This window comes from Corallococcus sp. AB038B (assembly GCF_003668955.1).
Classification (GTDB): Bacteria; Myxococcota; Myxococcia; order Myxococcales; family Myxococcaceae; genus Corallococcus; species Corallococcus exiguus.
Genome location: NZ_RAWO01000001.1, coordinates 464,526 through 489,016, shown reverse-complemented (window position 1 = coordinate 489,016; position 24,491 = coordinate 464,526). Strand labels below are relative to the sequence as shown.

Here is a 24,491-nt window from a genome sequence, read left to right as displayed (position 1 = left end):
TGGACGGGGCGCGTCACGCGTCCAGGAGCGAAAACGCCTGCTCGCTGACCAGCGAACCCAATTCGAAGGTGTTAGAGGAAGCGCCCCATGTCAGAGCCGACGCCCCCCGCCCTGGAGCTCAAGGGCCTCTCCAAGGCCTACGGAAAGTTCACTGCCCTTCACGCCGTGGACCTCACCATCCGCCCCGGTGAAATCTTCGCCCTCCTGGGCCCCAACGGCGCCGGAAAGACGACCCTTATCGGCAGCGTGTGCGGCCTGGTGAGGAAGTCCGCGGGCACCATGAAGGTCTTCGGCAAGGACCTGGACGTGGACCCCAACGGGCCCCGCTACCAGGTCGGCCTGGTGCCGCAGGAGATCAACTTCGACCCGTTCTTCTCCGTCGCGGAGTCCCTGCGCATCCAGCAGGGCTACTACGGCCAGCCCCGCGACGACGCCCGCATCGACGAGGTCCTCACCGCCTTGAACCTCCAGGCCAAGAAGGACTCCCTCACGCGCGCGCTGTCCGGCGGCATGAAGCGCCGGCTGCTCATCGCCAAGGCCCTGGTCCACAAGCCCAAGCTCGTGTTCCTGGACGAGCCCACCGCGGGCGTGGACGTGGAGCTGCGCCGCGACCTGTGGACGTACGTGAAGAAGATCGCCAGCGAAGGCACCACCATCGTCCTCACCACGCACTACCTGGAAGAGGCCGAGGAGCTGGCGGACCGCGTGGGCATCATCAACGAGGGCCGCCTCCTCATGACCGAGGACAAGTCCTCGCTCCTGCGCCGCTTCGGAGAGAAGCGCCTGGTCGTCACCTTCGCCGAACCGCAGGCCGCCATGCCCGCCGCGGGCGCGCGCTTCGCCGCGAGCCTGTCCACTGACGGCCGCACGCTCACCTACGTGGAGCGCGACAACTGCGCGCCCTCCGGTGAGCTGCTCCGCTCGCTCTACGCGGACGGGCTGCCCATCTCGGAAGTGGAGACGCGGCGGTCGCGCCTGGAAGACGTGCTCATCGAAATCCTCCGTGGCCGCCCCTCGCAGGCCGCCTGAACCCCCGCTCCTTCGAAAAACACCCCATGAACGTCCTCGGGATGCAGACGCTGTTCGCGAAGGAGGTCCGGCGCTTCATGCGCGTGCCGGGCCAGACCATCCTGTCGCCCCTCATCAGCACCACGCTGTACTTCATCGTCTTCGGCTACTCGATTTCCGGCCGCATCCACGAGGTGGAGGGCCAGCCGTACCTGCACTTCATCGTGCCGGGCCTCGTGTTCCTGGGCATCGCGAACAACGCGTTCCTCAACAGCTCCTCGTCGCTGTTCATCACCAAGATTCAAGGCACGGTGGTGGACCTGCTGGTGGCACCGCTGGGGCCTGGTGAGCTGATGGTGGGCTTCATCGGCGGCGCCATGGTGCGCGGTCTGGTGGTGGGCCTGCTGACGTGGATTGTCGCGGCGGTGTTCTCCGGCTTCAGCCTGGAGCACCCACTGGCGACGCTCTACTTCCTCATGCTGTCCAGCTACGTGTTCAGCGTGCTGGGCATGCTGGCCGCCGTGTGGGCGGAGAAGTTCGAGCAGATCAACTTCTTCCCGACCTTCGTGATGCTGCCGCTCACGTTCCTGGGCGGCGTCTTCTACTCGGTGCGCGAGCTGCCCTCGCCGTGGAACCACATCAGCCTCTTCAACCCCATGGTCTACATGGTGGAGGGGCTGCGCTACGGCATGCTCGGCAGCAGCCTGTTCTCGCCGCTCGTGGGTGGGGCCATCCTCGCCCTCACCGCGGCGGTCGCGACGGTCGTCACGTACGCGGTGCTGCGCTCCGGCTACAAGATGAAGGCCTAGGCGTCAGTAGCCCGCCTGCCTCCTCAACGGGTAGGAAGGCGGGCCCCTCCCTGCCGGACAGAGCCTCGGTCATTTTGGAGAACGGCTGTTTCCCGCCCGGTGAGAAAGCGCGGTATCCTCCCGGACACCCATGGCTGTCGGTTTCGGGAAATACGAGCTGCTTCGAAAAATCGCGTCGGGCGGCATGGGACAGGTGTTCCTCGCCCGGGAGCACGGGACAGGGTTCGAGCGACTGGTCGTCCTCAAGCTCATCCTTCCCCACCTCGCCGAGGACGAAGAGTTCCTGGAGATGTTCCTGGACGAGGCGCGGCTCGTGGCGCGCCTGTCACACCCGAACCTCATCACCATCCTCGACCTCTCGGAGATTGAGGGCCGGCACTGCCTGGCCATGGAGTACGTGCAGGGCGAGGACGTGCGCCGGTTGGATCGCTTCGCGCGCAAGCAGGAGCGCCCGCTGCCGGTGGGCTTGGTGGTGCGCATCATCGCGGACGCGGCGGCGGGGCTGTCCTACGCGCACGGTGCGCTGGACGGGCACGGCCAGCCGCTGATGCTGGTGCACCGCGACGTGTCTCCGCAGAACGTGCTCGTCGGGTTCGACGGCGGCGTGAAGGTCATCGACTTCGGCGTGGCGAAGGCGGCCACCAGCGGTCAGCAGACGGCGACGGGCGTGCTCAAGGGCAAGTACCCGTACATGTCGCCGGAGCAGGCCAACGGGATGGCGGTGGACGGCCGGAGCGACCTGTTCGCGCTCGGTGTCGTGATGTGGGAGCTGCTCACTGGCAAGCGCCTCTTCAAGGGCGACACGGACCTGATGACGTTGCGGCTGGTGCGTGACTGCCAGGTGCCACCGCCGTCGCAGCTCAACCCGAAGCTGCCGCCGGGCCTGGACGAGATCGTCCTCAAGGCCCTGGCGCCCACGCCGGAGGGCCGCTACGCGGACTGCGCCGCGTTCCGCCTGGCGTTGGAGGACTGGACGCTCAACCTGCGGCTGCCGTCCAGCAGCGCGCACCTGGCCGCGTACCTGCGGGAGCTGTACGCGGACCGCATCACCACGGAAGCGGATCCGACGAAGTTGGATCAGCTGGCCGAGGACGTGGACCTGGACGCGCAGTCCAACTCGTCGCGGGACGGGATGCCCACGTCGGGTGCGCGAGGACAGGCCGCGTCGCGCGCATCGAAGCTGGTGGGGCCGCCGTCCCGTCCGCCCACGCGCGTGGAGCCGGAGAAGACGCGGAACACCGCGGCCCTGATGCCGCCGGAGGCTCCGAAGCGGCGCGCCTGGCTGCCCTTCGTGGTGGGCGGTGTGGCGCTGGTGGTGGGTGGCGCGGCGGTGGTGCTGGTGCGCGGCAACTCGGAGACAGTGACGCCGCCCCCGGTCGTGGCCACGCGCCCGCCGGATGAAGCGCCGGGCCGCACGCCGGAGACGCCCACGCGCCCCACGCCGCCAGAGAACACCGCGCCCCAGCCGGTGCGCCTGATGGTGACGAGCGAGCCGCCCGGCGCCACGGTGCAGATCGCGGGCGAGGAGCGCGGCATCACGCCGGTGGCGCTGCCGCTGGTGCCCGGGGAGCCGTCGGTGGCGGTGACGCTCGCGCTCAACGGCTACGAGCCCGTGACGCGGCACATGTCCGCGGCGGACGCGCCCGGGGTGGCGGTGGCGCTCCAGAAGCGGGCGGCACGACCGTCGACCCCGCCGAAGAAGCCGCCGTCCACGTCGTCGCTGGGCATCAAGACGGGGCGCTGAGGCGCCTCTTCGTGCCGCCGGTCCGGCGGCCAAGCACTGCCCGGGTGAGGCGCGTCAGGAGCGCTTCGCTCGCGACTCCGCTGCCACGACGACGACGTAGCCGTCCGGGTCCTTCGCCCAGAACTCCCAGCGGCGCGAGTTCGGGTTCACGTGCGGCTCTTCCACCCACTCCACCTTCAGCGCCCGGGCCGCGTCCACGCACGCGTCGAAGTCCGTGGTCTCGAACCACAGCAGCACGCCGTGGCCCTTCGGCGCCGAGTCCGGCCCCATCAGGTTCGCGTGCTCATCCAGGTCCCACGCGTGGAGTTGGAGCACGAGCTCGCCGTTGTTCAGCAGCATCTCGTACTCGGGCCCGCCGTGCCCGCTCTCACAGCCGAGCACCTCCTGGTACCACCGGCTGCTCGCCTCCACGTCGCGCACCGCGATGAGGGGCTGCGAACGGATGTGGCCGGTGCGGCGGGGCTTGCTCGGCATGGGGCGCTCCGGAAGGCCAGGCTTGAAGAAGGACGGGGCGCATGCGGCCCCGTCCTTCCGGTGAGGCACTACCGCTTGAAGTGGTCGGCGACGACGCTCGCCACCGCGGCGGTCAGCTTCTTGCCCGTGGGGATGTGCAGGAACTCATTGGGCCCGTGCGCGTTGCTGCCCGGCCCCAGCAGGCCCGTGATGAGGAACTGCGCCTCCGGGAAGCGCTCGCCCAGCATGCCCATGAACGGGATGGTGCCACCCTCGCCCATCGCCATCGCGGGCTTGCCGAAGCACGTCTTGGACGCGTTCTCCACCGCGTTCGACAGCCAGCTGGCCAGCGGCGGCGCGTCCCAGCCCACCGACGCCTTGTCCCCGTCGAACGACACCTTCGCGCCGTACGGCGGATCCTTCTCCAGCGTCTCCTTCAGCGCCTTCGCGGCCGCCTTGGGGTCCACTCGCGGCGGGATGCGCATGGACAGCTTCCACGTCGTGAAGGGGCGCAGCACGTTGCCCGCGCTCGCCAGGCCCGGCACGCCCTCCACGCCCGTCAGCGCCAGCGCCGGACGCCAGGTGCGGTTGAGCACCAGCTCCTCGCCGTCCGTCGTCACCGGGTTCGCGCCCTCCACCCAGGGGAACTTCGAGAACAGCTCGTCGCCCATCGTCTGGGCCGCGGCCTTCGCCTGCTGGCGCCGGCCCTCCGGAATCTCCGTGTGCAGGGCCTGCACCTTGATGTGGCCCGTCGCCTCGTCCTCCACGCGCGACAGCAGCATCCGCATGATGCGCATCGAAGACGCCACCACGCCCGTCGCGTCACCGGAGTGCACGCCCTCCGTGAGGATGTCCACGCGCAGGTTGCCGGCGATCATTCCGCGCAGGCTGGTGGTCATCCACAGCTGCTCATAGTTCGCGCAGCCCGAGTCCAGGCACACCACCAGCGACGGCTTGCCGATGCGCGGCGCCAGCGCTTCGATGTACGCGGGCAGGTCGTAGCTGCCGCTCTCCTCGCACGCCTCGATGACGATGGCGCAGCGCGCGTGCGGCACGCCCTGCTCCTTCAGCAGCCGCAGCGCGGACAGCGACGCGAACGCGGAGTAGCCGTCATCCGCGCCGCCGCGCCCGAAGAGCTTGTCGCCCTCGCGCACGGGGGTCCACGGCGTCAGGCCTTCACGCCAGCCGGTCATCTCCGGCTGCTTGTCCAGGTGGCCGTACAGCAGCACGGTGTCGTCACCGCGCGTGCCCGGCACCTCCATGTAGATGACCGGCGTGCGGTCCTTGCCGTCCGCCGTCTTCAACCGCACCACCTCCACCGTCAGGCCCGGCAGGTGCGTGGCCTGCGCGCGGCACCAGTCCGCGATGAGCTGGACGGCCTGCTCCATGTGGCCGGACTTCACCCAGTCCGGGTCGAAGGCAGGCGACTTGTTGGGGATGCGGATGTAGCGCTCCAGCGCCGGGACGATTTCCTGCTCCCAGATGCGCTCGGACGAGGCGAGGGCTTTGTCGACGTTCATGGCGGCGCCATGCTGCCCACCCCAGCGCCCCCTGTCGATGGAAAGCCCCGCCTCCCGAGGGAGGGGACACCCCATCCCGGGCCTCCCCGCCCGCCCGGCGCGCGGCCTGCCGTCCTGCGTCAGGCCGCGTGCGGGTCCAACTTCACGCGGGGTTCAGGGCTGGATTTCGCGGACGCTCAGCCACTTGAAGTCCACGTCCGTCGCGTTGTCCCAGCGGAACACCGCGATGGGGCCACCCCACGTAATGGGCGCGGCGGGCACGGCGCCGCCGCAGTGCTGGGCATCGCCGCCCCACTTGCCGGCGTCAGTGGTGTCTTGGACCTTCTTCCACGTCACCTTGTCCGCGTTCTCGTTGACGTACAGCTCCAGCTTCACCGCCGTCTGGCTGCTGACGGTGACGTTGCGCATGACGGCCTTGAAGCCCACCCAGCGGCCCTTGAGCGCGGAGGTCGCGGTGACGTAGGGCGTCTGGTCGTAGGAGACATGCCAGGTCTCCTTCTCCCAGCGGGCGCGGCCGTCATAGTGCAGGCCCGCCTTGTAGCTGCTGCCCTCGCAGCCGGAGTGGTCGTCGTTGTGCTTCCCGCCGCGCGCGTACCACGCGAAGTTGTCCTTCACGTCTGCCACCGCGTTGACCTTCACGAAGCCGGTCATCTCGATGTTCTTCCAGTCGTTCGGCGCCTGCATGTAGCCGCGGCTCGCGAGCACGTCCCGGTCGTAGGTGGGAATCTTCCGGTCGTCGTAGCCCGTGGACGTGAAGACGCTCATCCGCACCTGCTTGTCCTTCATCTTCCAGGAGCCGTCGCTGTTGCGCGTAATCGTGTCCTGCGGGTCGAAGCGCGCGTCCGCCAGCGCGTTGTCCGCCAGCGTCCACGCCTCGCCCCCGGACTTCGAGGGATAGAGCATGGTGACGCCGAAGCGGTCCTGGCCGGACGTGGGCGTGGCGGCGCTGGTGATGGCGGCCCACTCCGCGATGCTGGCCCAGGTGTTGACGGAGTTGCCGTTGACGGTGACGCGCACGTAGCGGGCGTTGCGCGCGGTGAAGCTGTAGCGCTCGAAGTTCGCGGTGGTGCCGGACGACGTCGTGGACACGGCCGTGGACCAGGTGGTGCCGTCCGTGGACGTGGCGAGGACGAACGTGTTGGTCCGCTCGTTGCCCCGGTGCCAGGCGATGTCCACCGCGGACAGCGACTTCACGCTGCCCAGGTCGCCCCGGAGCCACTGCCCCGCGCCGTCGCTGGACCAGCGCGTGGTGAGGTTGCCGTCGACGGTGGCGGACGGCGGGTTGCCGTCATTCCCACTGGCGGTGACGGCGGTGAAGCCCGACGCGGCGAGCGCCGGTGCGGCGGAGCCGAGCAGCAGGAGCGCGCTCGTGGTGGTGAGGTGCCGCTTCCACGGTGATGGATGAGATTGAGACAAGGTGCTTCCTCCTGGCGGCCGAGTACCGGCCTGGCTCCGAGGGCATTCCTTGTCGTTGCCTGTTTCACGGAGGGAAGAAGCGGCGGCCCGCCCCCCTGCTTCCGGGAGACGGGCCGCGCGTGAAACCGTGTCTGTCTTTGCGTGCGGGCTACTCGCGCAGCCTCACCACCGCCGCGGAGGGGCCTTCCAGGCGCACGACGTTGCCGGTGAGCGGAGACGCCTCCACGGTGCCGCCGTAGCGCGGGTTCTCACTCCACGCGACGATGCCCGCGCTCGCGTGCGTGGGCAGCGTGTGCACCAGCGAGCCCCGCAGGTTCACGAAGATGAGGAACGTGTCCCCTTCCGCGCGGCGCTCCAGCACGAACGCGTCCGACCCCAGCGCGCGGGCGTCGTGCGTGCCCTGACGGCTGGTGAGCACGGGCTCCGTGGCGCGCAGGCGCAAGAGCTCCTTGTAGAGCGTGTGCACGCCCGCGGCCTCCGCGCCGTCCTTCTCACCCCAGTCCAGCGTGGAGCGGGTGAAGGTGTCGCGGTCCTGAGGGTCGGGCACCTGCTCGCCCTTGAAGCGCGAGAAGCCGGCGAACTCCTTGCGGCGCCCTTCCGTCACGAGCTTGCCCAGCTCCGCGTTGTGGTCCGTGAAGTAGAGGAACGGCGTGCGCGCGTTCCACTCCTGGCCCATGAAGAGCAGCGGCGTGAAGGGCGACATCAGGAGCAGCGTGCTCATGGCGCGGTAGGCGGCCGGAGACACGTCCTCCGACAGGCGGTTGCCGAAGGGCCGGTTGCCCACCTGATCATGGTTCTGGATGCAGTGGACGAAGTGCCACGGCCCCAGTCCCTTCGGGTCCGTGCCGCGCGCGTGGCCCAGGTTCTTCGACTTCTGGCCCGTGTAGAACCAACCCTGCCGCAGCGTCGCGGCCAGGTCCTCCGCGCTGCCCGTGTAGTCCTGGTAGTAGCCCTCGTGGTCGCCCGCGAAGGCGCGCCGCAGTTGGTGGTGCAGGTCATCCGCCCAGACGCCATCCAGGCCGTAGCCGCCCTCCGGCGCGGGCGTGACGAGCTTTCGCTCGTTGCGTTCGTCCTCGGCGATGACGACCACGCGGCGGCCGGAGGCGGTGGCGTGGGCGCGCTCGGTGATTTCGGTGAGCAGGTGCGGCTGGCCTTCATCCACCAGGGCGTGCGCCGCGTCCAGGCGCAGGCCGTCCGCGTGGTAGTCGCGGATCCACATCTCCACGTTGGAGAGCACCAGCGAGCGCACGAAGCGGCTGCCCTCGCTGTCGTAGTTCACCGCGTCGCCCCAGGGCGTGTGGTGCTTGCCGGTGAAGTAGTGCGGCGAGTACGCGCGCAGGTAGTTCCCGTCCGGTCCGAAGTGGTTGTAGACGGCGTCGATGAGCACCGCGAGCCCGTGCGCGTGCGCCGCGTCGATGAGCTTGCGCAGCCCCTTCGGCCCGCCGTACGTGGCCTGCGGCGCGAAGAGGTCCACACCGTCGTAGCCCCAGTTGCGCGCACCCGGGAAGCTGGCCACCGGCAACAGCTCCAGCGTGTTGACGCCCAGCTCGCGCAGGTGGGCGAGCTTCGGGATGAATGCCTCGAAGGTGCCCTCCGGCGTGGCGGTGCCCACGTGCACTTCGTAGATGACCAGCGCCTGCGGATCCGGCCCCTTCCAGTGCGAGTCCGTCCAGCCGTGGTCGGAGCCCACCACCTCCGACGGGCCGTGCACGCCCTTCGGCTGCGAGCGGGACCACGGGTCGGGGAAGGGGTCTCCGCCATCCACGCTGAGCTTGTAGCGCGCGCCCTCGGCCAGGTCCGGCAGCGCGCCGCCGAAGCAGCCGTCCGCCTCGGCGGAGAGCGGCACCTTGCGCAGGACGCGGTCCTCCGCGTCGTAGAGGACCACGTCCACGCCCTGGTGGCCGGGCGCCCAGACGCGCCAGCGCACCGAGGTACCCTCCGCCCACGCACCCAGCCGGGGCGCTTGAGACCGTGCTTCAGTCGATTGAGCCATGTGCGCCCTGTTAATGCGCACGCGCGGCTCCGGGGAGCACCCCGCGCACGTGGGGAACGGCGCTGTTCACGGGCCGACCTCTGGGAGCCCACGAGTGCGGACCGGCGGACGGACCACTGGATGCCGCTTCCGCGTGCTCCGCGTCGCACCGAACCCCACACATCCTGTTGCCAGCCTATAACCCTGTAGGTAGTGTCCCGAAGCCCCGTGGGGTCACTTCCCACCCGATTCCGACTATGTCAGACTCGGACAGTTAATCTTCTTTTTCTTGAATTAACCTGATAATGAGTAATCCCCAGAAAAGCGCTCTCGAACCAGGACACCGCGCATGGGGATTCAGCGAAGCCATTGGGCCGTCCCCTGGGCATGGGCCGCGCTGATGGTGGCGTGCTCCACACCGAACCCGGACGTCCGCGTCCGTGAGCTTCCGGATGGACAGCTCCAGGTCACCGGCCCGCTCGCGGGCCCCTTTTCCACTGTGGAGGAGCTCGCCGGGAACGCTTGCGAGATCATGACCCGGCAGCCTGGGGCATCGTCGGGTGATTACGGGATGGAGTACTGCGCCCTGGTCTATTACTCGGGTGCGGAGGACGCGTACTACCTCAGCCATCTGTCCGACGTTCAAGGCACGAGCGTTGGCCGCACGAAGTCCTGTCTGGTCCCCACGAAGCTGGATGATCCGCGGCACCTGGACGCCGTCATCCTGGGGAGGGGCCACAACCATCCCCACAACCGGCGCTTCTCCCAGAAGGACATGGGGCGCGACCGCGAGTGGGTTCCCTCGCGGATCGCCGACTCGCGGACCGGCAAGGTCCTCCGGCGGCATCTCCTGCTGTTCTACCGGGAAAAAGCGGGCGAGTGCCGTGCCTACAAATTCGACTACGCCGACCGCGAGGTGACCGCGCTTCGGGGTGGCGTCTGGGTTCCCATCGGCTCGGTCAGCGACGACCAGGGCAATATCGAGCTCTACGAAGGGAAGGACTGGACGCCATGAACGTGCGCACGCGGACTCAGCGTCTGGCGCCCCTTCTCCTCGGCGTCATGGTCTGTGTCTTGAGCCAGGGCTGTAGCCACTTCGGCTATCACAAATACGAGCGGCCCGAACGCATCCCACCCGAAGAGGGTGCACGCATCCGGGATCCGCAGGCATTCCAGACGACCACCGAGTTGGAGGGTCCGGCCTTCGCCGCGCTCCAGGTCGCGATGAAGGACTTCTTCCCCCCTGATGCGAAGGCCAGCGGCAATCACGAACGGCTGGTCCGCTGCCTCGGGCGAAGGGACCTCTTTGACGTCCGCATCCAGAAGGTGAACGACGACCTGTACGTCATCGCATTCTCCGCCAACCTCGGCCGCTGCGAGGAGATGCCACCCGACGCCGTGGTCCTGGACGCAGGCGCCACCTATTTCATCGACGGCAAGGGCCGCATCCTCGACATCCGGTGACTGCCGGCGAGCTACGTCCCGGACAGGACTGGGTGCCATGACACGCTCTCCTCTCATCATCGTCGCGCTGTGCGGCGTGCTGTCCGGGTGCTCTCTGTTCGGCTACCACCGGTACACCCGGCCGCCCCGCGCCCCCGCCGAGGAGGCGGCCCGCGTGCGGTTCCCCTCGCCAGGAGAGGGGGCCATGACCCTGGACGGGCCGGCGCTGGCGGCGCTCCAGGTCGCGCTGAGTGACTTCCTGCCACCCGGCGCCAAGGCCTCCGGCCCCAATGAAGCCCTGGCGCGCTGCCTGTCCCGCCAGGACACCTATGACGTCACCGTGGTGAAGCAGGACGCCCTCCACTTCGTCTTCTTCACCGCCAGGCTCGACCGCTGCGGCATTCCCCCGGAGCCCGTCGTGCTCGACATCGACGCGGCCTATGCCATCGACGCACAGGGCCGCATCGTCGACGTGAACTGAGCCCCAGGCCCGGGGCGGCTTGTCGCGCCCCGGTGCCTCCCGGATGATGGGACGTCCCCACCCTCCTGGAGCCCCCCGCGATGTCCCCCCGTTCCGGCGTCGAACCCTCCGCCTTCCCCGAAGGCCCGCCCATCCAGGAGCGCGTGGCCGCGCTGGAGGTGCTGTCGCCCCAGGAGATCGACGCGCGCCTGGGCGACCTGGGCTACCGGGGCCAGCCCGAGGCCCGCCGCGCCGCCTCCGTGCTCGCCTACCGCCACCTGCGCCGCATCCGCCGGCTGTACCTGGAGGGCCTGGAGCCCGAGCCCGGCACCCGCGAGAACGCCCTCTTCCTGGGCCCCACCGGCTCCGGCAAGACGTTCCTCGTGGAGCTGATGTTCCGGGAGATTCTCGGCGTGCCCACCGTGCTCGCGGACGCCACCCAGTTCTCCGAAACGGGCTACGTGGGTGACGACGTCAGCACCCTGCTGTCCCGCCTCTATGAAGCCGCGGAGCGCGACGCGGCGTGGGCCGCCTGCGGCGTCATCTGCATGGACGAGTTCGACAAGCTCGCCACCAGCCGCTCCGACAGCCGCTTCTCCGGCCAGCAGACCACCAAGGACGTGAGCGGCTTCGGCGTGCAGCGCAGCCTGCTGCACCTGCTCTCCGCGGCGCAGGCCACCTTCCCGCCGGACTTCGGCTTCACCAGCCGGATCCGCTCCGAATCCCTGGACATGGGCTGCATCACCTTCATCGCCTGCGGCGCCTTCAGCGGCTTCCGGGGCACAGCGGCGACCATGAACCATGTGGAGCGCGTGGGCTTCGGGCGCGAGCCCGGCAAGGGCGGCCAGAAGGACCTGGAGTCCATCGCCACGCGCATCACGGAAGAGCACCTGGAGAACACCACCGCGTTCTCCCGCTACGGCTTCATCCCGGAGCTGATTGGCCGCTTCAACCGGCTGGTGTCCTTCAACCCGCTGGACGCGGCCACGCTGGGGGACATCCTCCAGAACAATGTGCTGCGCACCTGGGAGCGCGAATTCGCCCACGAGGGCCTGGAGCTCACCGTGGACCCCGCCGTGCGCGAGTGGATTGTCGCCCGCGCCCTCAAGCGTGAGACAGGCGCTCGCGGTCTGCGCACCACCCTGGCCCCCGTGCTGGAGCAGGCCGCCTACGAGCACTTCGGCCATGGCAAGGCCGCTACCGTGCGCCTGGTGTTGAAGGACGACGCCGTGCACGCCGTGCGCGGCTGAAGGCGGGAGCAGCCGACGTGCCGGGGCCCGGTCCGCGGGGTCCCCGGAGCGTCGTTCAGCCGGGCCCGTCCTTCACCCGCGAGTCAGACGCCTTACGGTTGAGGCACACGACAGCCGCGGAGGCGGACCCATGGCACACATCAACCAGGAAATTCCCCGGGAGCAGTGGGAGAGCTACCTCGCCGGCATCAGCAAGCAGGACGCCACCCAGTGGGTGCGCGTGGAGTCCATCGACGCGGAGACCGGCGACCAGCCCCTCGCCGACCGCCTGCCCCTGGTGGACATCTCCCTGGAGCGTAAGGGAAGCGACGCGGGCGCGGTGCAGATCATCGTAGGCCGCGAGGACGGGCGCATCACCCACCGCATCCTCGAACCGGACCACCTCTACGCGGAGCTGGACGGACAGACGGGCGCGCTGGAGTGCCTGGAGATTGGCGAGCGCGGAGGCAAGACGCTCGTCTTCTTCGAGCGCGCCACCGAGGCCGATGAGGTCTCCGCCCGCTTCTAGCGCTAGAAACGGCACGAGGCCGACGGGCGCGTCGTGAAGACGCTCCCACCGGCCCCTGCCCCCTCACAAGCGTGATGCTTGAATCACGGGTACAGCGCGCGGGCGCCCTGCTTGTCCAGGGTCGTCAGCACGAGGTCGCCCGTCTGGGTGCCGTTGCACTGCGGGTAGTGCATGACGGAGGAACGGTCGTAGGTGGTGGTCAGCGCGCGCCACTGGCTGTCCTCGTAGCAGCCGCTCGCCGTGGAGCGGGTGTGCTCGTGGCGGAAGCCCAGCGTGTGGCCCAGCTCGTGGCGCAGGATGCCCGTCAGCGTCCAGGGCGACAGGTTGCCGAAGGCGCTGCTGTCCACCAGCACGTTGCGGCCGGAGCGGCCGGAGTTCGGGAAGAACGCGCGCGCCACGTAGGACTGGCCCGACACCGGACGGATGTCGAACAGCACGCCCGCCTGGGACGCGGTGCAGGACGCGTCGTACTGAGACAGGTAGACGAACTTCACGTTCGCCGTGGCCTGCCAGGCCGCCGTCGCGTTCGCCATCGCCGTCACCATCTTCGACTTGTTCGTGCCGAAGCTGTTGCTGATGCAGTAGGTGAGGTTCAGCTTCTGGGTGGCGCTCCACTTGATGTCGCCGCCGATGTAATAGACGGCGAGACCGTCCTGCGACTTGCCCAGCTGCTGCTCGACGACGTTGTGGAAGTAGGCCTGCAGCTCCTCCTCGGACTCCAGCGCCTCGTCACCGTTGACGATGTACTTTCCGCCCTCCCACGGCTCACGGTACGCCTGGGCCTTGAACTCCTCCCACGTGGGCTTGACCTCGGACTCCTGCGCGGACTCGGGACCACCGCACGCACCGAGCATCAGCGAGACGCCGGCCAGCATCGCAACAGAGCGGAACTTGAGCATGGGAACTCTTCCTGTGTGCTTCGAGGGATGCGCGGCCACCACCTGGCCTTCCCGCCAGGCGTGGTCCGCCGCGCGCCGGGCCATTGAGCAACTGTCGGGCCAACGGCGCTTCCCAGGAGAAAAACAGGAAACGCGGGGATAGCTGGAGCGCCCCCGCTCCAGCCCTCCCCACGTCAACCGTCACTTCACGTGACGTTTACAAAGCCAAGCTCCCTGAAAGACTAAGCTTTTTGGGGGAAGCTCTTGCTGTCTGAGAAAGAGACAGCAGGGTGTCCTGATTCCGGTCAGGCCTGCCAGGGGCTTTCCAGGGAATCCCTAGAGGATGGCGCGGCGCATCTTCCAGTAGGTCTCCTTGGCCATGCGGAAGGTGTTGGAGCCCGGGGGCAGCAGCGCGCGCAGGAGCTCCGCGGACTGAATCTGGAGGGGCCGCACGCAGTGGGCATCCAGCTGGTGGCGCAGGTAGCCCACCATGTCGCGGCTCCGGTACTCGTTGAAGTAGTTGCGCAGCTGGGACTCCGTGCGGGCCTTGCCGTTGTCCGCGTACTTGGCCACGAAGGGGCTGAAGTCCGGGTAGAGGCTGCCCTTGCCGAAGCCGCCGTGCACGGTGGTCTTCATGAAGTTGCCGATGAGCAGGTCGTCGAACACCTGGTACTTCACGGCGGTCATCAGCGAGTTGCGAGGTGCCTCGAAGGTGATGCCCTTGTGGAAGCGGCGCTTGTTGAACTCGATGACGTGCTCCTGGCCGCCCACGCGGAAGCGCAGGAAGTCCATCACCGTGCCCAGGTGCTCGACGGCGCGGAAGTACTGCTCCAGTTCTTTCACCTCGTCCGCGTCCAGGCGCTCGCTCCAGTCGTCCCCGAACTCCTTGGAGTCCACCGGCTTGATGGCGCGCTCCTTCGGGTTGATGGAGACGGAGGAGTCGTTGGTGAAGTCGTGGCGCAGGAAGGCCGGGAGCATCTCGCAGGAGTTGGAGGCGAAGCCCCGCGCGTAGTCCGGCAGCGTGGTGGTGTACTCGGAGCACCAGACGCTGTCGGAGCGCTGGTACTTGTGCATGGAGCTGAAGGGGACGAAGTAGCGGGCGCCGTACGTCTCCGCCATGCGCGCGATGGTTTGTCCCACGGGCGTCTTCGCCGCCGCGTACGGGAGGATGCGCCGCCCGTCCTCGGTGAAGAAGTTCATCATGTCCGCGTCGCCGTAGCCGGACAGGGCCAGCAGGTACGTCTCGCTGTACTCCTTGATGACCCGGCGCACGAAGCGGCCCTGGCCGCGGTCACCGGAGTCGTTGAGGTTGACGATGAGCCGGCCGCCCACCTCCACCAGCAGCACCGCGTCCTGGTTCACGTCCGGGATGCACAGCACGCGGATGCGCGGGGACAGGCGGGTCCATTCACGGTCCTGGAGCACCTGGACCTTGAAGCCCGCCTCGCGCAGGTCGTCGCGGATGCGGCCGCCCACGTGGTTGGGGAGGAGCAGCGTGCGCTCGCGCAGCTTCTCCAGCGAGGCCATGCTCAGGTGGTCCGGGTGGCCGTGAGACAGCCACACGTAGGGGCAGTCCAGGATGGACTGGCGCTGCTCATCCGGAATCTCGTGGGACAGCGTCCAGCTGCCGAAGTACGCGTCTCCGTCCGTCCACGGGTCCGTCACCAGCACCGGCCCGTTGTCGTGACAGATGAGTGTGGCGTTGCCAATCGTCTCGAAACCCAGCTCCATTGCGCGCCCCCTTGAACCCCTCACGCCGCTCCCAATGCGCGTGTGGACGAGAAGGTGGCACCCGGACTTTTGCCTACAAGCTTGGGAAACAAGCTTCACGCCTGGCTGGTAGCCCTCCGCGCCTGCGGCCCAGGAAAGGGCTTTCCCTTGTCAGGCGGTTCGCGGCGGACGGCACGCCCCGCGGCGGATCCACACTGGCCTCCGGCCTCCCATCCCGGGGCACGGCGCTGCCCTGGAGGGGCGGATCCACGCGCCCCTGTCCACCGGCGGACACGCGGATCCGCGCCTGCCGTCAGCGTCGGCGGGACACGAGCGAGAGGATCTGCGGACCGTAGCGCTCCGCGAGGGTGGGGCCCACGCCGTGGATGGACATCAGCTCCGCGCCGCTGGAGGGCCGGGCGCTGGCGATGGCGTCCAGCACGCGGTCGGTGAGGATGCGGAAGGCGGGCACCTTGCGCTTGCGGGCCTCGGTGAGGCGCCACTCCTTGAGGGTCGCCACCAGGGCGGGGGACGCCGGGGGCACTTCGAAGTCCGGAGGCGCGTTGCGGGACGCGTTCCAGGAGGCCCGGGGTCCGGGAGACGCCTCCGGCGTGGCGCGCGCCTTCCAGCCGCGGGCTGGAGGGGCATCCGCGGGGAAGGACTCCTGGCTGAAGTCCGCGTCATGGGAGGCGCCACGCGGGGCCCAGGCCTCCGAGGCGCCCCGGCGGCCCTTGCCGCGTGCCCGGGGCGAGGCTGCCGCAGTGGAGGCGGCGCGCTTGCGGGGCGTGCGCTTCGTGGTGCCGGCGGCCGTGCGGCCCTTGCGCTTCTTGGAGGGCACCTCGCGCGCCTGGGGCAGCACCACCTGTCCAGGGGCGATGACGCGGGCGCGGCGGCCGGTGTCCGTGAGGGACAGCCGCTGGAAGAGGATGACCTGGCCGTCCTTGTCGAACGAATCCGAGTCCAGGCGCACCAGCCCCGAGCGCACCAGTCCGCCCACGAGCCGTTCGAAGTCACGGCGGTGGAGCTGTTCCCCGAAGAGCTCCCGATGGAGCCGTCCGGTGGCCTGGCCGTCGCGCGCGTGGAGGGCCTCCAGGATGCGGCCCAGCGCGTGGGCCTCCAGGGCGGAGGGCTCCTCGAAGCGGACCACCTCGCAGGACTCGGGGGCGCAGACGTCGCACAGGCCGCAGGCGGCGCCGGAGTCCTGCACGTCGCCGAAGTGCGCGACCAGGTGGCGCATGCGGCAGTCATGCGCCTCCGCGTACCGGCCCATCTGTTCCAGGTGGAGCTGCTTGCGCTCGCGCTGCGCGATGTACGCCACGGCCCAGCCCGCGCGGCCGCGCCGCACGTCCTCATCAGGGGTCATCTCCACGCCGCCGTGGATCCAGAGTTGTTCCAGGGCCTTGTCGAAGATTTCCGGGTCGCCGCGCACGCGGGCCTGGATGGAGGCCTTGGGCTCGAACTCGTTGGAGGTGGCCTGGTAGATGCGTTCCAGGAGAGAGGGGTCCGGGTAGTCGCGGCGGTGGAAGAACTCGTGGGTGCGCCGGTCCACGAAGGCGTGGAGCAGCACCGCGCGCGAGTCCTTGCCGTCGCGGCCCGCGCGGCCCAGCTCCTGGTAGTAGCCCTCCAGGCTGGCCGGCAGCGCCGCGTGGATGACGGTGCGCACGTCCGCCTTGTCGATGCCCATGCCGAACGCCGTCGTGGCGACGATGACCTCCAGGTGTCCCTTGAGGAACGCGGCCTGGATGCGGTCTCGCTCCGAAGGCTGGAGGCCCGCGTGGTACGGCGCGGAGTGGAAGTCATGCGCGAGCAGGTCCGCGTACTGCTCCGCGTGCTTGCGCGTGGACGCGTAGACGATGGCGGGCCGGTGCTCCGGGTTCTTGAGCAGCGACAGGATGGCGTCGCCGCGGGCGCCCGGGTTGAGCTCGCGCACCTCGATGGCGATGTTGGTGCGGCGGAAGCCGTGGATGAAGGTGTGCGCGGCGCCGCCGCGTGAGCCGCGCAGGCCCAGTTGCTGGACGATGTCCTTCTGCACGTCCGGCGTGGCGGTGGCGGTGAGGGCCACCACGGGAGCGGGACGCAGGAGCGGCAGGCGCGAGCCCAGCAGCCGGTAGTCCGGACGGAAGTCGTGGCCCCATTGCGAGATGCAGTGCGCCTCATCGATGGCGATGAGCGAGGGCGTGCGGCGGGCCAGCAGCTCCACGAAGCCGGGGACGCCCAGGCGCTCCGGGGCGATGAAGAGGAAGTCGAGGCGACCTTCGAGGTACTCGGCGCAGACCTGCCGGGAGGTGGCCCGGTCTCGGCCGGAGTGGATGCGGTCCGCGGCGAAGCCCAGCGACTGGAGCCGCAGCACCTGGTCCTCCATCAGCGCGATGAGCGGGCTGACGACCAAGGTGGTGCCCGCGCGAGCCAGGCCCGGCAGCTGATAGCAGAGCGACTTGCCCGCGCCCGTGGGCATCACCAGCAACAGGTCCTCGCCGGACGTGGCCGCGCGGCAGACCTCTTCCTGGTACGGGCGGAAGTCGTTGAAGCCGAAGGCCTCCTTGAGGAGCCCACGCAGCTTGTCCGGAGGCGTGGGTGCGCGATGCACGCGCTCCGGCCGGGTGCTGCCCATGTTCACGCCCTGGGGCTGGCGTTTGGCCCGGCCGAAGCCCTCGGAGGAGGCCTGCACGAAGGCGGTGCGCACCTCCGCGGAGGGAATCGTGGGAGGGCGCTCCTGCACGCGCGGAAACGCGGCCGGAGGGGTGCTCCCGGTGGCTCCCGCGTGGACGTCGGATCCGCCGTGGAAACCGTGAGCCGGAGCGCCCGCCGCGAACTGCGAGGCACCGTGGGTGGATGCCCCCGCGTGACGTGCGTCACCGAGGTGGGTCGCGCCGCCGTAGCCACCACTGGCGGAGGTGCCCGCTGCATGACGTGCATCCGCAGCACCGACCTCGTTGCGCGCGGAGTTGGCGCGGGCCGCGGTCCGGACGGTGGCGGTCGCGGCCTCACGGGTGCGGAAGAGTTCCTCGGCAGGCACCTGCGCGGGATGCGGCCTTGAGGCTTCGAAGCGCCCGCTCGCGGCCGAGGCTTCGTTCCGAGGCCCCGGGCCGGCCACCGGCGTGGGCGCCTGGCCCACGACCTCCCGCACATACGCCTCGATGCCGCTCATGAACGCATCCAGCGCGCCCTGCCCGCGCTCGATGCGCTGGAGCCACGCCTCCCACTGCCCCGTCATCACGGGGGACTTCACGTCTGGGTGCACCACGCCGATGAGCTGGATGCCCTTCTCCGTGGCCACCAGGCGCTTGCCCTCGCGGGTCAGGTACTCGCGCTCGAGCAGCAGCTCGATGGTCGCGGCGCGCGTGGCGGGCGTCCCCAGCCCCGTGTCGCGCATCGCGTCCACCAGCTCCTTCTCATCCAGCGTGCGCCCCGCGGACTCCATCGCCGTCAGGAGCGTCGCCTCCGTGAAGCGCGGCGGCGGACGCGTGCGCTTCTTCATCGCCTGCACGTCCTCCACCGTCTGCGACTGTCCGCGCGCGAGCCCCGAAGGCAGGTCCTGCGGCTCGTCGTCCGGCTCCTCCTCCTTGTCCTTGTCCGCGCCCTTCTTGCCCTCCGACTTGAGGCGCGGCGCCTTCTGCCCGCCCCCCACGTCCAGGACCTTCCAGCCCACCTTCTCCACCTGCGTGCCCGCGCTGTGGAAGCGGTCCACCGCTGGCCCCGCGGCCCCCTTCGACGTCACCGCGGTGATGACCGTGGTCACCTTCCAGACGTGGTCCTCGTGCCACGCCTGGAGCAGCCGGCGGCACACCAGGTCATAGAGGCGCTGCTCGTCCGGAGACAGCCGCACGCCGGATGCCGGCATGGGCGTGGGGATGATGGCGTGGTGGTCCGTCACCTTCGAGTCATCCACGTAGCGCTTGCCCAGCGGACGCTCGCCCGTGCCCGGCGCCAGGTCCTCCTGGTAGGGCGCGGCGATGGCGCGCACCACCTCCGGCAGCGTGTCCGCCACCGTCTCCGACAGGTGCCGGCTCCCGGTGCGCGGGTAGCTCAGGAGCTTGTGCTTCTCATAGAGCGCCTGCGCGACCTCCAACGTGCGCTGCGCACTGAAGCCGTAGAGCCGGTTCGCGTGGCGCTGGAGCTCCGTGAGGTCGTAGAGCAGCGGCGGAGGCATCCGCTTCGTCTCCGCGTCCAGCGACTCCACCACCGCGTTGCCGCTGCGCACGCGGTCGATGACCCGGCCCGCCTCCACACCGTCCGCGTCCAGCCGGCGCGCCTCGCGCACGGAGTCGTAGCCCGGCGGAATCACCGGCTTGCCGTCCGGCCCCGAGCGGAACCACGTGCCCTGGTAGCGAGCCCCCACGGGCGCGCCCTTGCCGCGAGGCGAGAAGGTGGCCACGACCTCCAGGTAGTCACGCGGGACAAAGTCGCGGATGGCCAGCTCGCGCTCCACCACCATGGCCAGCGTGGGCGTCTGCACGCGTCCCACGGACAGCATGTTGCCGTAGGTGCCGCTCGCCAGCGTGTAGAGGCGCGACAGGTTCATGCCCACGAGCCAGTCCGCGCGGCTGCGCCCCATGGCGGCGGCGGCCAGCGGCGCGTAGGCCTTGCCGTCCTTGAGGTGCTGGAAGCCGTCGAGGATGGCGCGCTCGGTGAGCGACGACACCCACAGCCGCCGCACCGGCTTGCGGCACGCGGCGGCGTCGTAGATGTACCGGAAGATGAGCTCGCCCTCGCGCCCGGCGTCCGTGGCGCACACCACGGCGGACACTTCTGGCGCGTTCATCACCCGGCGGACGACCTCGAACTGGTCCTTCGTGGAGGACGACACCACCAGCGGCCAGTCCCCCGGCAGCATGGGCAGCTGCGAGCGGTGCCACTTCTTCCACTCGGGGCGAATCTCATGGGGCTGGGCCAGGCCCACCAGGTGGCCAATGGCCCACGTCACGACGTAGCCGTTGCCGCGCAGGAAGCCCTCGCCGCGCTCGTTGGCGCCGAGCACCCGGGCGATGTCGCGCGCCACGGAGGGCTTCTCCGCCACCACCGCGAGGACGGAGCCCCGCCCACCGCGAGCCGTCCCACCGTCCACGCTCGCGTCCCGCGCCACCGACCTGTCCCATCCGGGCGACTCGCCCATCTCATCCCACCTCATGACCTGTCCCCTCCCCGCCCCTGAACGCCCACCCGCGGGGTCGGGCCCCCCACCGTGCGCGTCCCTACCCATCCCTATCGCGGCAGGCTGACATGGCCAGGGCCCCCCTGTCCCGCTCCGTCACGCCCGCTTCCCCACCAGGGGGCCAACGAGCGCGCCAGAAGAAACGATGGGTCCGATCAAAACGGAAATCGCCCCGGCGCCAGCAGGCACCGGGGCGACTCTCTCACCACGTCCCAGGTCTCGTCAGTGCACCGGCGCAGGCCGCGACGCCGGGAGTTCCGGGCGAGCAGGAGGCGCAGGAGACACGGCGGGTGCCTGGAGGGACACCGCCAGGGCGGGCATGCGCTTCAGCACGTTGCCCGTGATGAGCCGCATGTCCCGGCCGCCCTTGGTGAAGAAGGTGTAGGCCCAGTTGAGCATCACGGAGGCGCGGTTGCGGAAGCCGATGAGGTAGGCGATGTGCACGCCCGCCCAGACGCACCACGCGGGGAACCCCGACATGCGCCACTTGTCGAAGAGCAACCCCACCGCGTAGCCGCGGCCAATCACCGCGAAGCTGCCCTTGTCGTGGTAGCGGAACGCGCGCAGCGGTTTGTTCGCCAGGCGGCAGCGGATGGTCTTCGCCACGTGCCGTCCCATCTGCATCGCCGCCGGCGCGATGCCCGGCACCGGCTTGCCGTGCTGCTCCACCGCCGCCACATCGCCAATCACATACACATCACTCAAGCCCGGCGCCGTGAGCAGCGGCGTCACCTGCACCCGCCCCGCGCGGTCCAGCGGCACCTCCAGCGAGCGCACCAGCGGCGACGCCGCCACCCCCGCCCCCCACAGCACCGTGCGCGTGGCGATGCGCTCGTCCCCGAACGTGACGCCCTCCGCGTCGATGTCCGTCACCATGGCCCCGGTGCGCACGTCGACGTGCAGCTCCTCCAGGTCGCGCTTCGCCCGCTCCGACAGCTCCTCCGGATAGGTGTTCAACACGCGCGGCAGGCCCTCCAGCAGAATCACCCGCGCCTCGCGCGTGTCGATGCGCCGGAAGTCCTTCGGCATCGCATGCCGCGTCATGTACGAGAGCGCTCCCGCCAGCTCCACGCCCGTGGGCCCCGCGCCGATGATGACGAAGGTCATCCACTGACGCTGGCGCACCGGGTCGGACTCGCGCTCCGCGGCCTCGAAGGCCGCCAGCACGCGCTCGCGGATGCGCACCGCGTCCTCCAACGTCTTCAGGCCGGGCGCCACCTCCGCCCACTCCGGATGCTTGAAGTACGAGTGGGACGCGCCCGTGGCCAGCACCAGCGAGTCGTAGGGAATCTCCCCGCCCTCCACGACGAGCACCTTGCGGCGCGGGTCCACCGACTTCGCGTCCGCGAGCAGCACCTCCGTGTTGCGCGATTGCAGCACGGTGCGGATGGGCGCGGAGATGTCCGACGGGTTCAGCACCGCCGTCGCCACCTGGTACAGCAGCGGCTGGAAGAGGTGGTGGTTGTAGCGGTCCACCACCGTCACCCGCACGTCGCGAGCCTTGCCCAGAGCCTTCGCGGCCTGAAGCCCGCCGAAGCCCGCCCCCACGATGACCACGTGATGCCTGCTGTCCCGAACGCGTTCCATGGCGGACAAGGTGCGGACGCATGACGCGCCCGGCCAGCATCGCCTGCCCGGCGGCTCGTGGCTGGATGCCCGGCCGCTCCACGGCCGGGCACCCGGAATCCAACCGCTGCGGATCAGCCCGCCTTGGCGGTGCCCTTCGCCTGGTGCCAGGCGGCGAGCACTTCCTTCTCGCGCTCGGCGGACAGGCCTGCGCGCAACTTCTCCTGGCGGTCCGCCGGCAGCGCGTGGAACCAGGTCAGCGTGTCGCGCACGGTGTCCGCGAGCGACCGGGTGACGAGCCCCGCCTGCGTGGCCTTGGTGATGCTCACCGCGCCGATGCCGCCCTCCGGACCGGTGCGCGGCACCCACGCGGGCATGTCCCCGAAGGCCGTCACCTTCTGCTGATCCAGGAACGCGCTGTCCACCCAGGTGAAGCGCGCATCGCTGCCGGTCGCCTCGCGCAGGGTCTCCAGCATGCCCTTCATCTTCATGGGCTGGACCGGGCCGGTGACGTTGAAGATGCCCGTGCTGCGGCGCTCCACGTTCCGGATGATGAACGCGGCCAGGTCGCGTGCGTCGATGACCTGCACCGGGTCCTCGCCGTCGCCGGGAGCCAGCACCTCGCCGCCCTTCGCCACGCGCAGCGGCCAATAGGTGAAGCGGTCGGAGCCGTCATCCGGGCCCACGATGAGGCCGGGGCGGATGTTGAGCGTGCGGCCGGGCAGCGCGGTCTCCGCGGCCTTCTCGCAGAGCGCCTTGAGCGGGCCGTAGCTCGTCTCGCCCACCTCCTCCGTCGTCTCGTCGGGGATGGTGCCCACGGCGTCGGACTCGTTGAGGTTGCTCTTCGTCATCTCCTTGTAGACGGAGATGCTGGAGATGAAGACGTACTGCTCCACGTTGGGCGCGAGCAGCTCCGCGGACGCCTTCACGATGCGCGGCACGTAGCCGGACGTGTCGATGACCGCGTCCCACTTGCGGCCCGCCAGCGCCTTCAGGCCCTCGCCCTTGTCGGGGTCTCGGTCGCCCTGGAGCTTCTCCACGTCCGGGAACAGGCCCGGGTTGGACTTGCCACGGTTGAAGAGCGTGAGCGTGTGGCCGCGCGCCTGCGCCACCTGCACCAGCGCGGGGCCCAGGAACCGGGTGCCGCCCAGGATGAGGATGTTCAGGGGCTTGCCCGGAGCGTTGTCCTTGTCATCACCTGGGCCCGCCTTGGGGGACGACGCACAGCCCAACACCTGGACCGCGCCCAGCGCGGCCGCTGCTTGAATCACGCCTCTTCGGGTCAGCTTCATGCCGTGGTTCCTCCAGAAAGGGTCGTCTGCGGAAGGGTTTCAGCGGCGCGCGTGCGTTGCTGACGCGCCAGGTACAGGGCCACCACGAGCCACAGCGCGGCCACGGGCACGGCCGCCAGCGACAGGCCCGTCATGCCCAGGCCCAACGCGGTGAGCCCGCCCTGCAGCCACGCGCTCAGCGTGTCACTGCCGCGGTACACCACCGTGTCGATGAAGCTCTTGGACTTGTAGCGGGCCTCGCGGTCCACCGTGGTGAACAGGATTTCGCGCGACGGGCGCTCCAGCGCGTAATGACTCGCACCCCGCAGCGACTTCACGGCGATGAGCACCGTCAGCACCGGCGCGAACGCGAGCACCCCAAAGCCCACCAGCGTGAGCACCGGCGCCACCGCCATGGCCACGCCCAATCCCAGACGCGAGATGACCCGCCCGGTGACGAGCGTCTGGATGGCCAGCGTCAGCACCTGCACCCAGAAGTCGATGTCCGCGAACGCCGCCGTGCGCGACGCCGCGTCCTTCGCCAGGGACGCAACGAGTTGCACCTCCTGGTAGTACAGGAACGTGGAGGTCGCCGCGTACAGCAGCACCTGCATCCCCAGCGCGAGCAGGAACGGCGACGTCACCAGGAGCCTCAAGCCCGCGAGCATCCCGCCGCCCACCGGGCCCTCGCGCGTGGCGGGCTGGTGCTGCACGTCCCTCGCCCAGTGGCCCAGGCGGCGCACGCACTGCGCGCTCACCTCCAGCATCACCGCGGACACGAGGATGAGGTTCACCGGCCCCACCGGCTCCGCCAGCCGCCCCACCAGGAACGGGCCGACAATCATCCCCGTGGTGCCGCCCGCGGCGATGAAGCCGAAGAGCCGCTTGCCCTGGTCGCTGGCGAACACGTCCGCCATGAAGCTCCAGAAGATGGAGACGACGAACAGGTTGTAGACGCTCAGCCAGACATAGAAGGCGCGCGCCACGGACTCCTTCGCCACGCCCCATTTGAGCAGCGCGAAGAAGACCAGCAGGTTGAGGAGGAAGAAGCGGTAGACGCGCGGCACCACCACCCGCCGGGGGTAGCGCGCCACCAGCGCGGAGAAGGCCGGCACCGCCAGCAGCATCACCCCGAAGGTGACGGTGAAGAGCCAGGGCAGGTGCTTCACGTCCCCGGCGGTGCCCATCTCGTTGCGGATGGGCCGCAGGATGGCGTAGCCGCACATCAGCGTGAAGAAGTAGACGAACGCCCCGAGGACCGCGCCTACCTCCTCGTCACGGACATCCACGAAGCGCTTGAGCATGATGGCGGCGCCCTCAACGCCACGGCT

At 69.7% G+C, this 24,491-nt stretch carries 18 protein-coding genes; 8 read left to right on the top strand and 10 right to left on the bottom strand.

The genetic code is table 11. The features are described from left to right. Positions 1-87: 87 nt before the first annotated feature. The 3 genes from D7Y04_RS02085 to D7Y04_RS02075 all read left to right on the top strand — a co-directional run bounded on the left by D7Y04_RS02085 (position 88) and on the right by D7Y04_RS02075 (position 3,561). Complete coding sequence (locus D7Y04_RS02085) at positions 88-1,029, top strand: ABC transporter ATP-binding protein (protein WP_120596985.1); 942 nt, start codon at positions 88-90, stop codon at positions 1,027-1,029. A 26-nt stretch (positions 1,030-1,055) separates the two neighbouring features. Next, positions 1,056-1,817: an ABC transporter permease gene (locus D7Y04_RS02080; RefSeq protein ID WP_121758146.1), complete on the top strand. Its 762-nt coding sequence runs from the start codon at positions 1,056-1,058 to the stop codon at positions 1,815-1,817. Positions 1,818-1,947: 130 nt separating this feature from the next. Then, entirely contained in the window at positions 1,948-3,561 is a 1,614-nt protein-coding gene (locus tag D7Y04_RS02075; protein ID WP_121758145.1) for a serine/threonine-protein kinase, read from the top strand. Between the two features lie 54 nt (positions 3,562-3,615). On the opposite strand, the gene D7Y04_RS02070 is transcribed toward D7Y04_RS02075, so the two are convergent. From D7Y04_RS02070 to treZ, 4 genes are all read right to left on the bottom strand, one after another. Further along, positions 3,616-4,035: a VOC family protein gene (locus tag D7Y04_RS02070; RefSeq protein WP_199749599.1), complete on the bottom strand. Its 420-nt coding sequence runs from the start codon at positions 4,033-4,035 to the stop codon at positions 3,616-3,618. A 68-nt stretch (positions 4,036-4,103) separates the two neighbouring features. Next, entirely contained in the window at positions 4,104-5,534 is a 1,431-nt protein-coding gene (locus tag D7Y04_RS02065; RefSeq protein WP_121758144.1) for a M20 family metallopeptidase, read from the bottom strand. 153 nt (positions 5,535-5,687) lie between these two features. Further along, a complete protein-coding gene (locus tag D7Y04_RS02060) occupies positions 5,688-6,950 on the bottom strand; it encodes a discoidin domain-containing protein (RefSeq protein WP_120600098.1) in 1,263 nt (420 codons plus the stop codon). Between the two features lie 148 nt (positions 6,951-7,098). Beyond that, positions 7,099-8,943, bottom strand: coding sequence for a malto-oligosyltrehalose trehalohydrolase (treZ, locus tag D7Y04_RS02055; RefSeq protein ID WP_121758143.1), 1,845 nt, complete (start codon positions 8,941-8,943; stop codon positions 7,099-7,101). Between the two features lie 328 nt (positions 8,944-9,271). Between treZ and D7Y04_RS02050 the strand changes: the two genes are divergently transcribed. The 5 genes from D7Y04_RS02050 (at position 9,272) to D7Y04_RS02030 (ending at position 12,583) form a co-directional block, all read left to right on the top strand. Beyond that, a complete protein-coding gene (locus D7Y04_RS02050) occupies positions 9,272-9,937 on the top strand; it encodes a hypothetical protein (protein WP_121758142.1) in 666 nt (221 codons plus the stop codon). Further along, a complete protein-coding gene (locus D7Y04_RS02045; RefSeq protein WP_121758141.1) occupies positions 9,934-10,386 on the top strand; it encodes a hypothetical protein in 453 nt (150 codons plus the stop codon). Before D7Y04_RS02050 ends, D7Y04_RS02045 begins: the two co-directional genes overlap by 4 nt. Before the next feature lie 37 nt (positions 10,387-10,423). Then, positions 10,424-10,846: a hypothetical protein gene (locus D7Y04_RS02040; protein ID WP_121758140.1), complete on the top strand. Its 423-nt coding sequence runs from the start codon at positions 10,424-10,426 to the stop codon at positions 10,844-10,846. Between the two features lie 80 nt (positions 10,847-10,926). After that, positions 10,927-12,075 carry an AAA family ATPase gene (locus tag D7Y04_RS02035; RefSeq protein WP_120599502.1) on the top strand — a complete coding sequence of 383 codons (1,149 nt, stop codon included), beginning with the start codon at positions 10,927-10,929 and terminating at the stop codon, positions 12,073-12,075. Between the two features lie 130 nt (positions 12,076-12,205). Beyond that, positions 12,206-12,583: a DUF5335 family protein gene (locus tag D7Y04_RS02030; protein WP_120599501.1), complete on the top strand. Its 378-nt coding sequence runs from the start codon at positions 12,206-12,208 to the stop codon at positions 12,581-12,583. Between the two features lie 83 nt (positions 12,584-12,666). On the opposite strand, the gene D7Y04_RS02025 is transcribed toward D7Y04_RS02030, so the two are convergent. The 6 genes from D7Y04_RS02025 to D7Y04_RS02000 form a co-directional block, all read right to left on the bottom strand. Beyond that, a complete protein-coding gene (locus tag D7Y04_RS02025) occupies positions 12,667-13,482 on the bottom strand; it encodes a M57 family metalloprotease (RefSeq protein ID WP_121758139.1) in 816 nt (271 codons plus the stop codon). Positions 13,483-13,797: 315 nt separating this feature from the next. Further along, positions 13,798-15,192 carry an MBL fold metallo-hydrolase gene (locus D7Y04_RS02020; protein ID WP_121758138.1) on the bottom strand — a complete coding sequence of 465 codons (1,395 nt, stop codon included), beginning with the start codon at positions 15,190-15,192 and terminating at the stop codon, positions 13,798-13,800. A 292-nt stretch (positions 15,193-15,484) separates the two neighbouring features. Continuing rightward, on the bottom strand, positions 15,485-20,299 hold the full coding sequence (locus tag D7Y04_RS02015; protein WP_199749598.1) for a DNA topoisomerase 3: 4,815 nt from the start codon (positions 20,297-20,299) through the stop codon (positions 15,485-15,487). A gap of 246 nt (positions 20,300-20,545) precedes the next feature. Next, on the bottom strand, positions 20,546-21,880 hold the full coding sequence (locus tag D7Y04_RS02010; RefSeq protein ID WP_121758136.1) for an NAD(P)/FAD-dependent oxidoreductase: 1,335 nt from the start codon (positions 21,878-21,880) through the stop codon (positions 20,546-20,548). Between the two features lie 143 nt (positions 21,881-22,023). After that, positions 22,024-23,181 carry an NAD-dependent epimerase/dehydratase family protein gene (locus D7Y04_RS02005; RefSeq protein ID WP_120595614.1) on the bottom strand — a complete coding sequence of 386 codons (1,158 nt, stop codon included), beginning with the start codon at positions 23,179-23,181 and terminating at the stop codon, positions 22,024-22,026. Beyond that, positions 23,178-24,464 carry an NTP/NDP exchange transporter gene (locus D7Y04_RS02000; RefSeq protein ID WP_120595613.1) on the bottom strand — a complete coding sequence of 429 codons (1,287 nt, stop codon included), beginning with the start codon at positions 24,462-24,464 and terminating at the stop codon, positions 23,178-23,180. Before D7Y04_RS02000 ends, D7Y04_RS02005 begins: the two co-directional genes overlap by 4 nt. Positions 24,465-24,491: the final 27 nt, after the last annotated feature.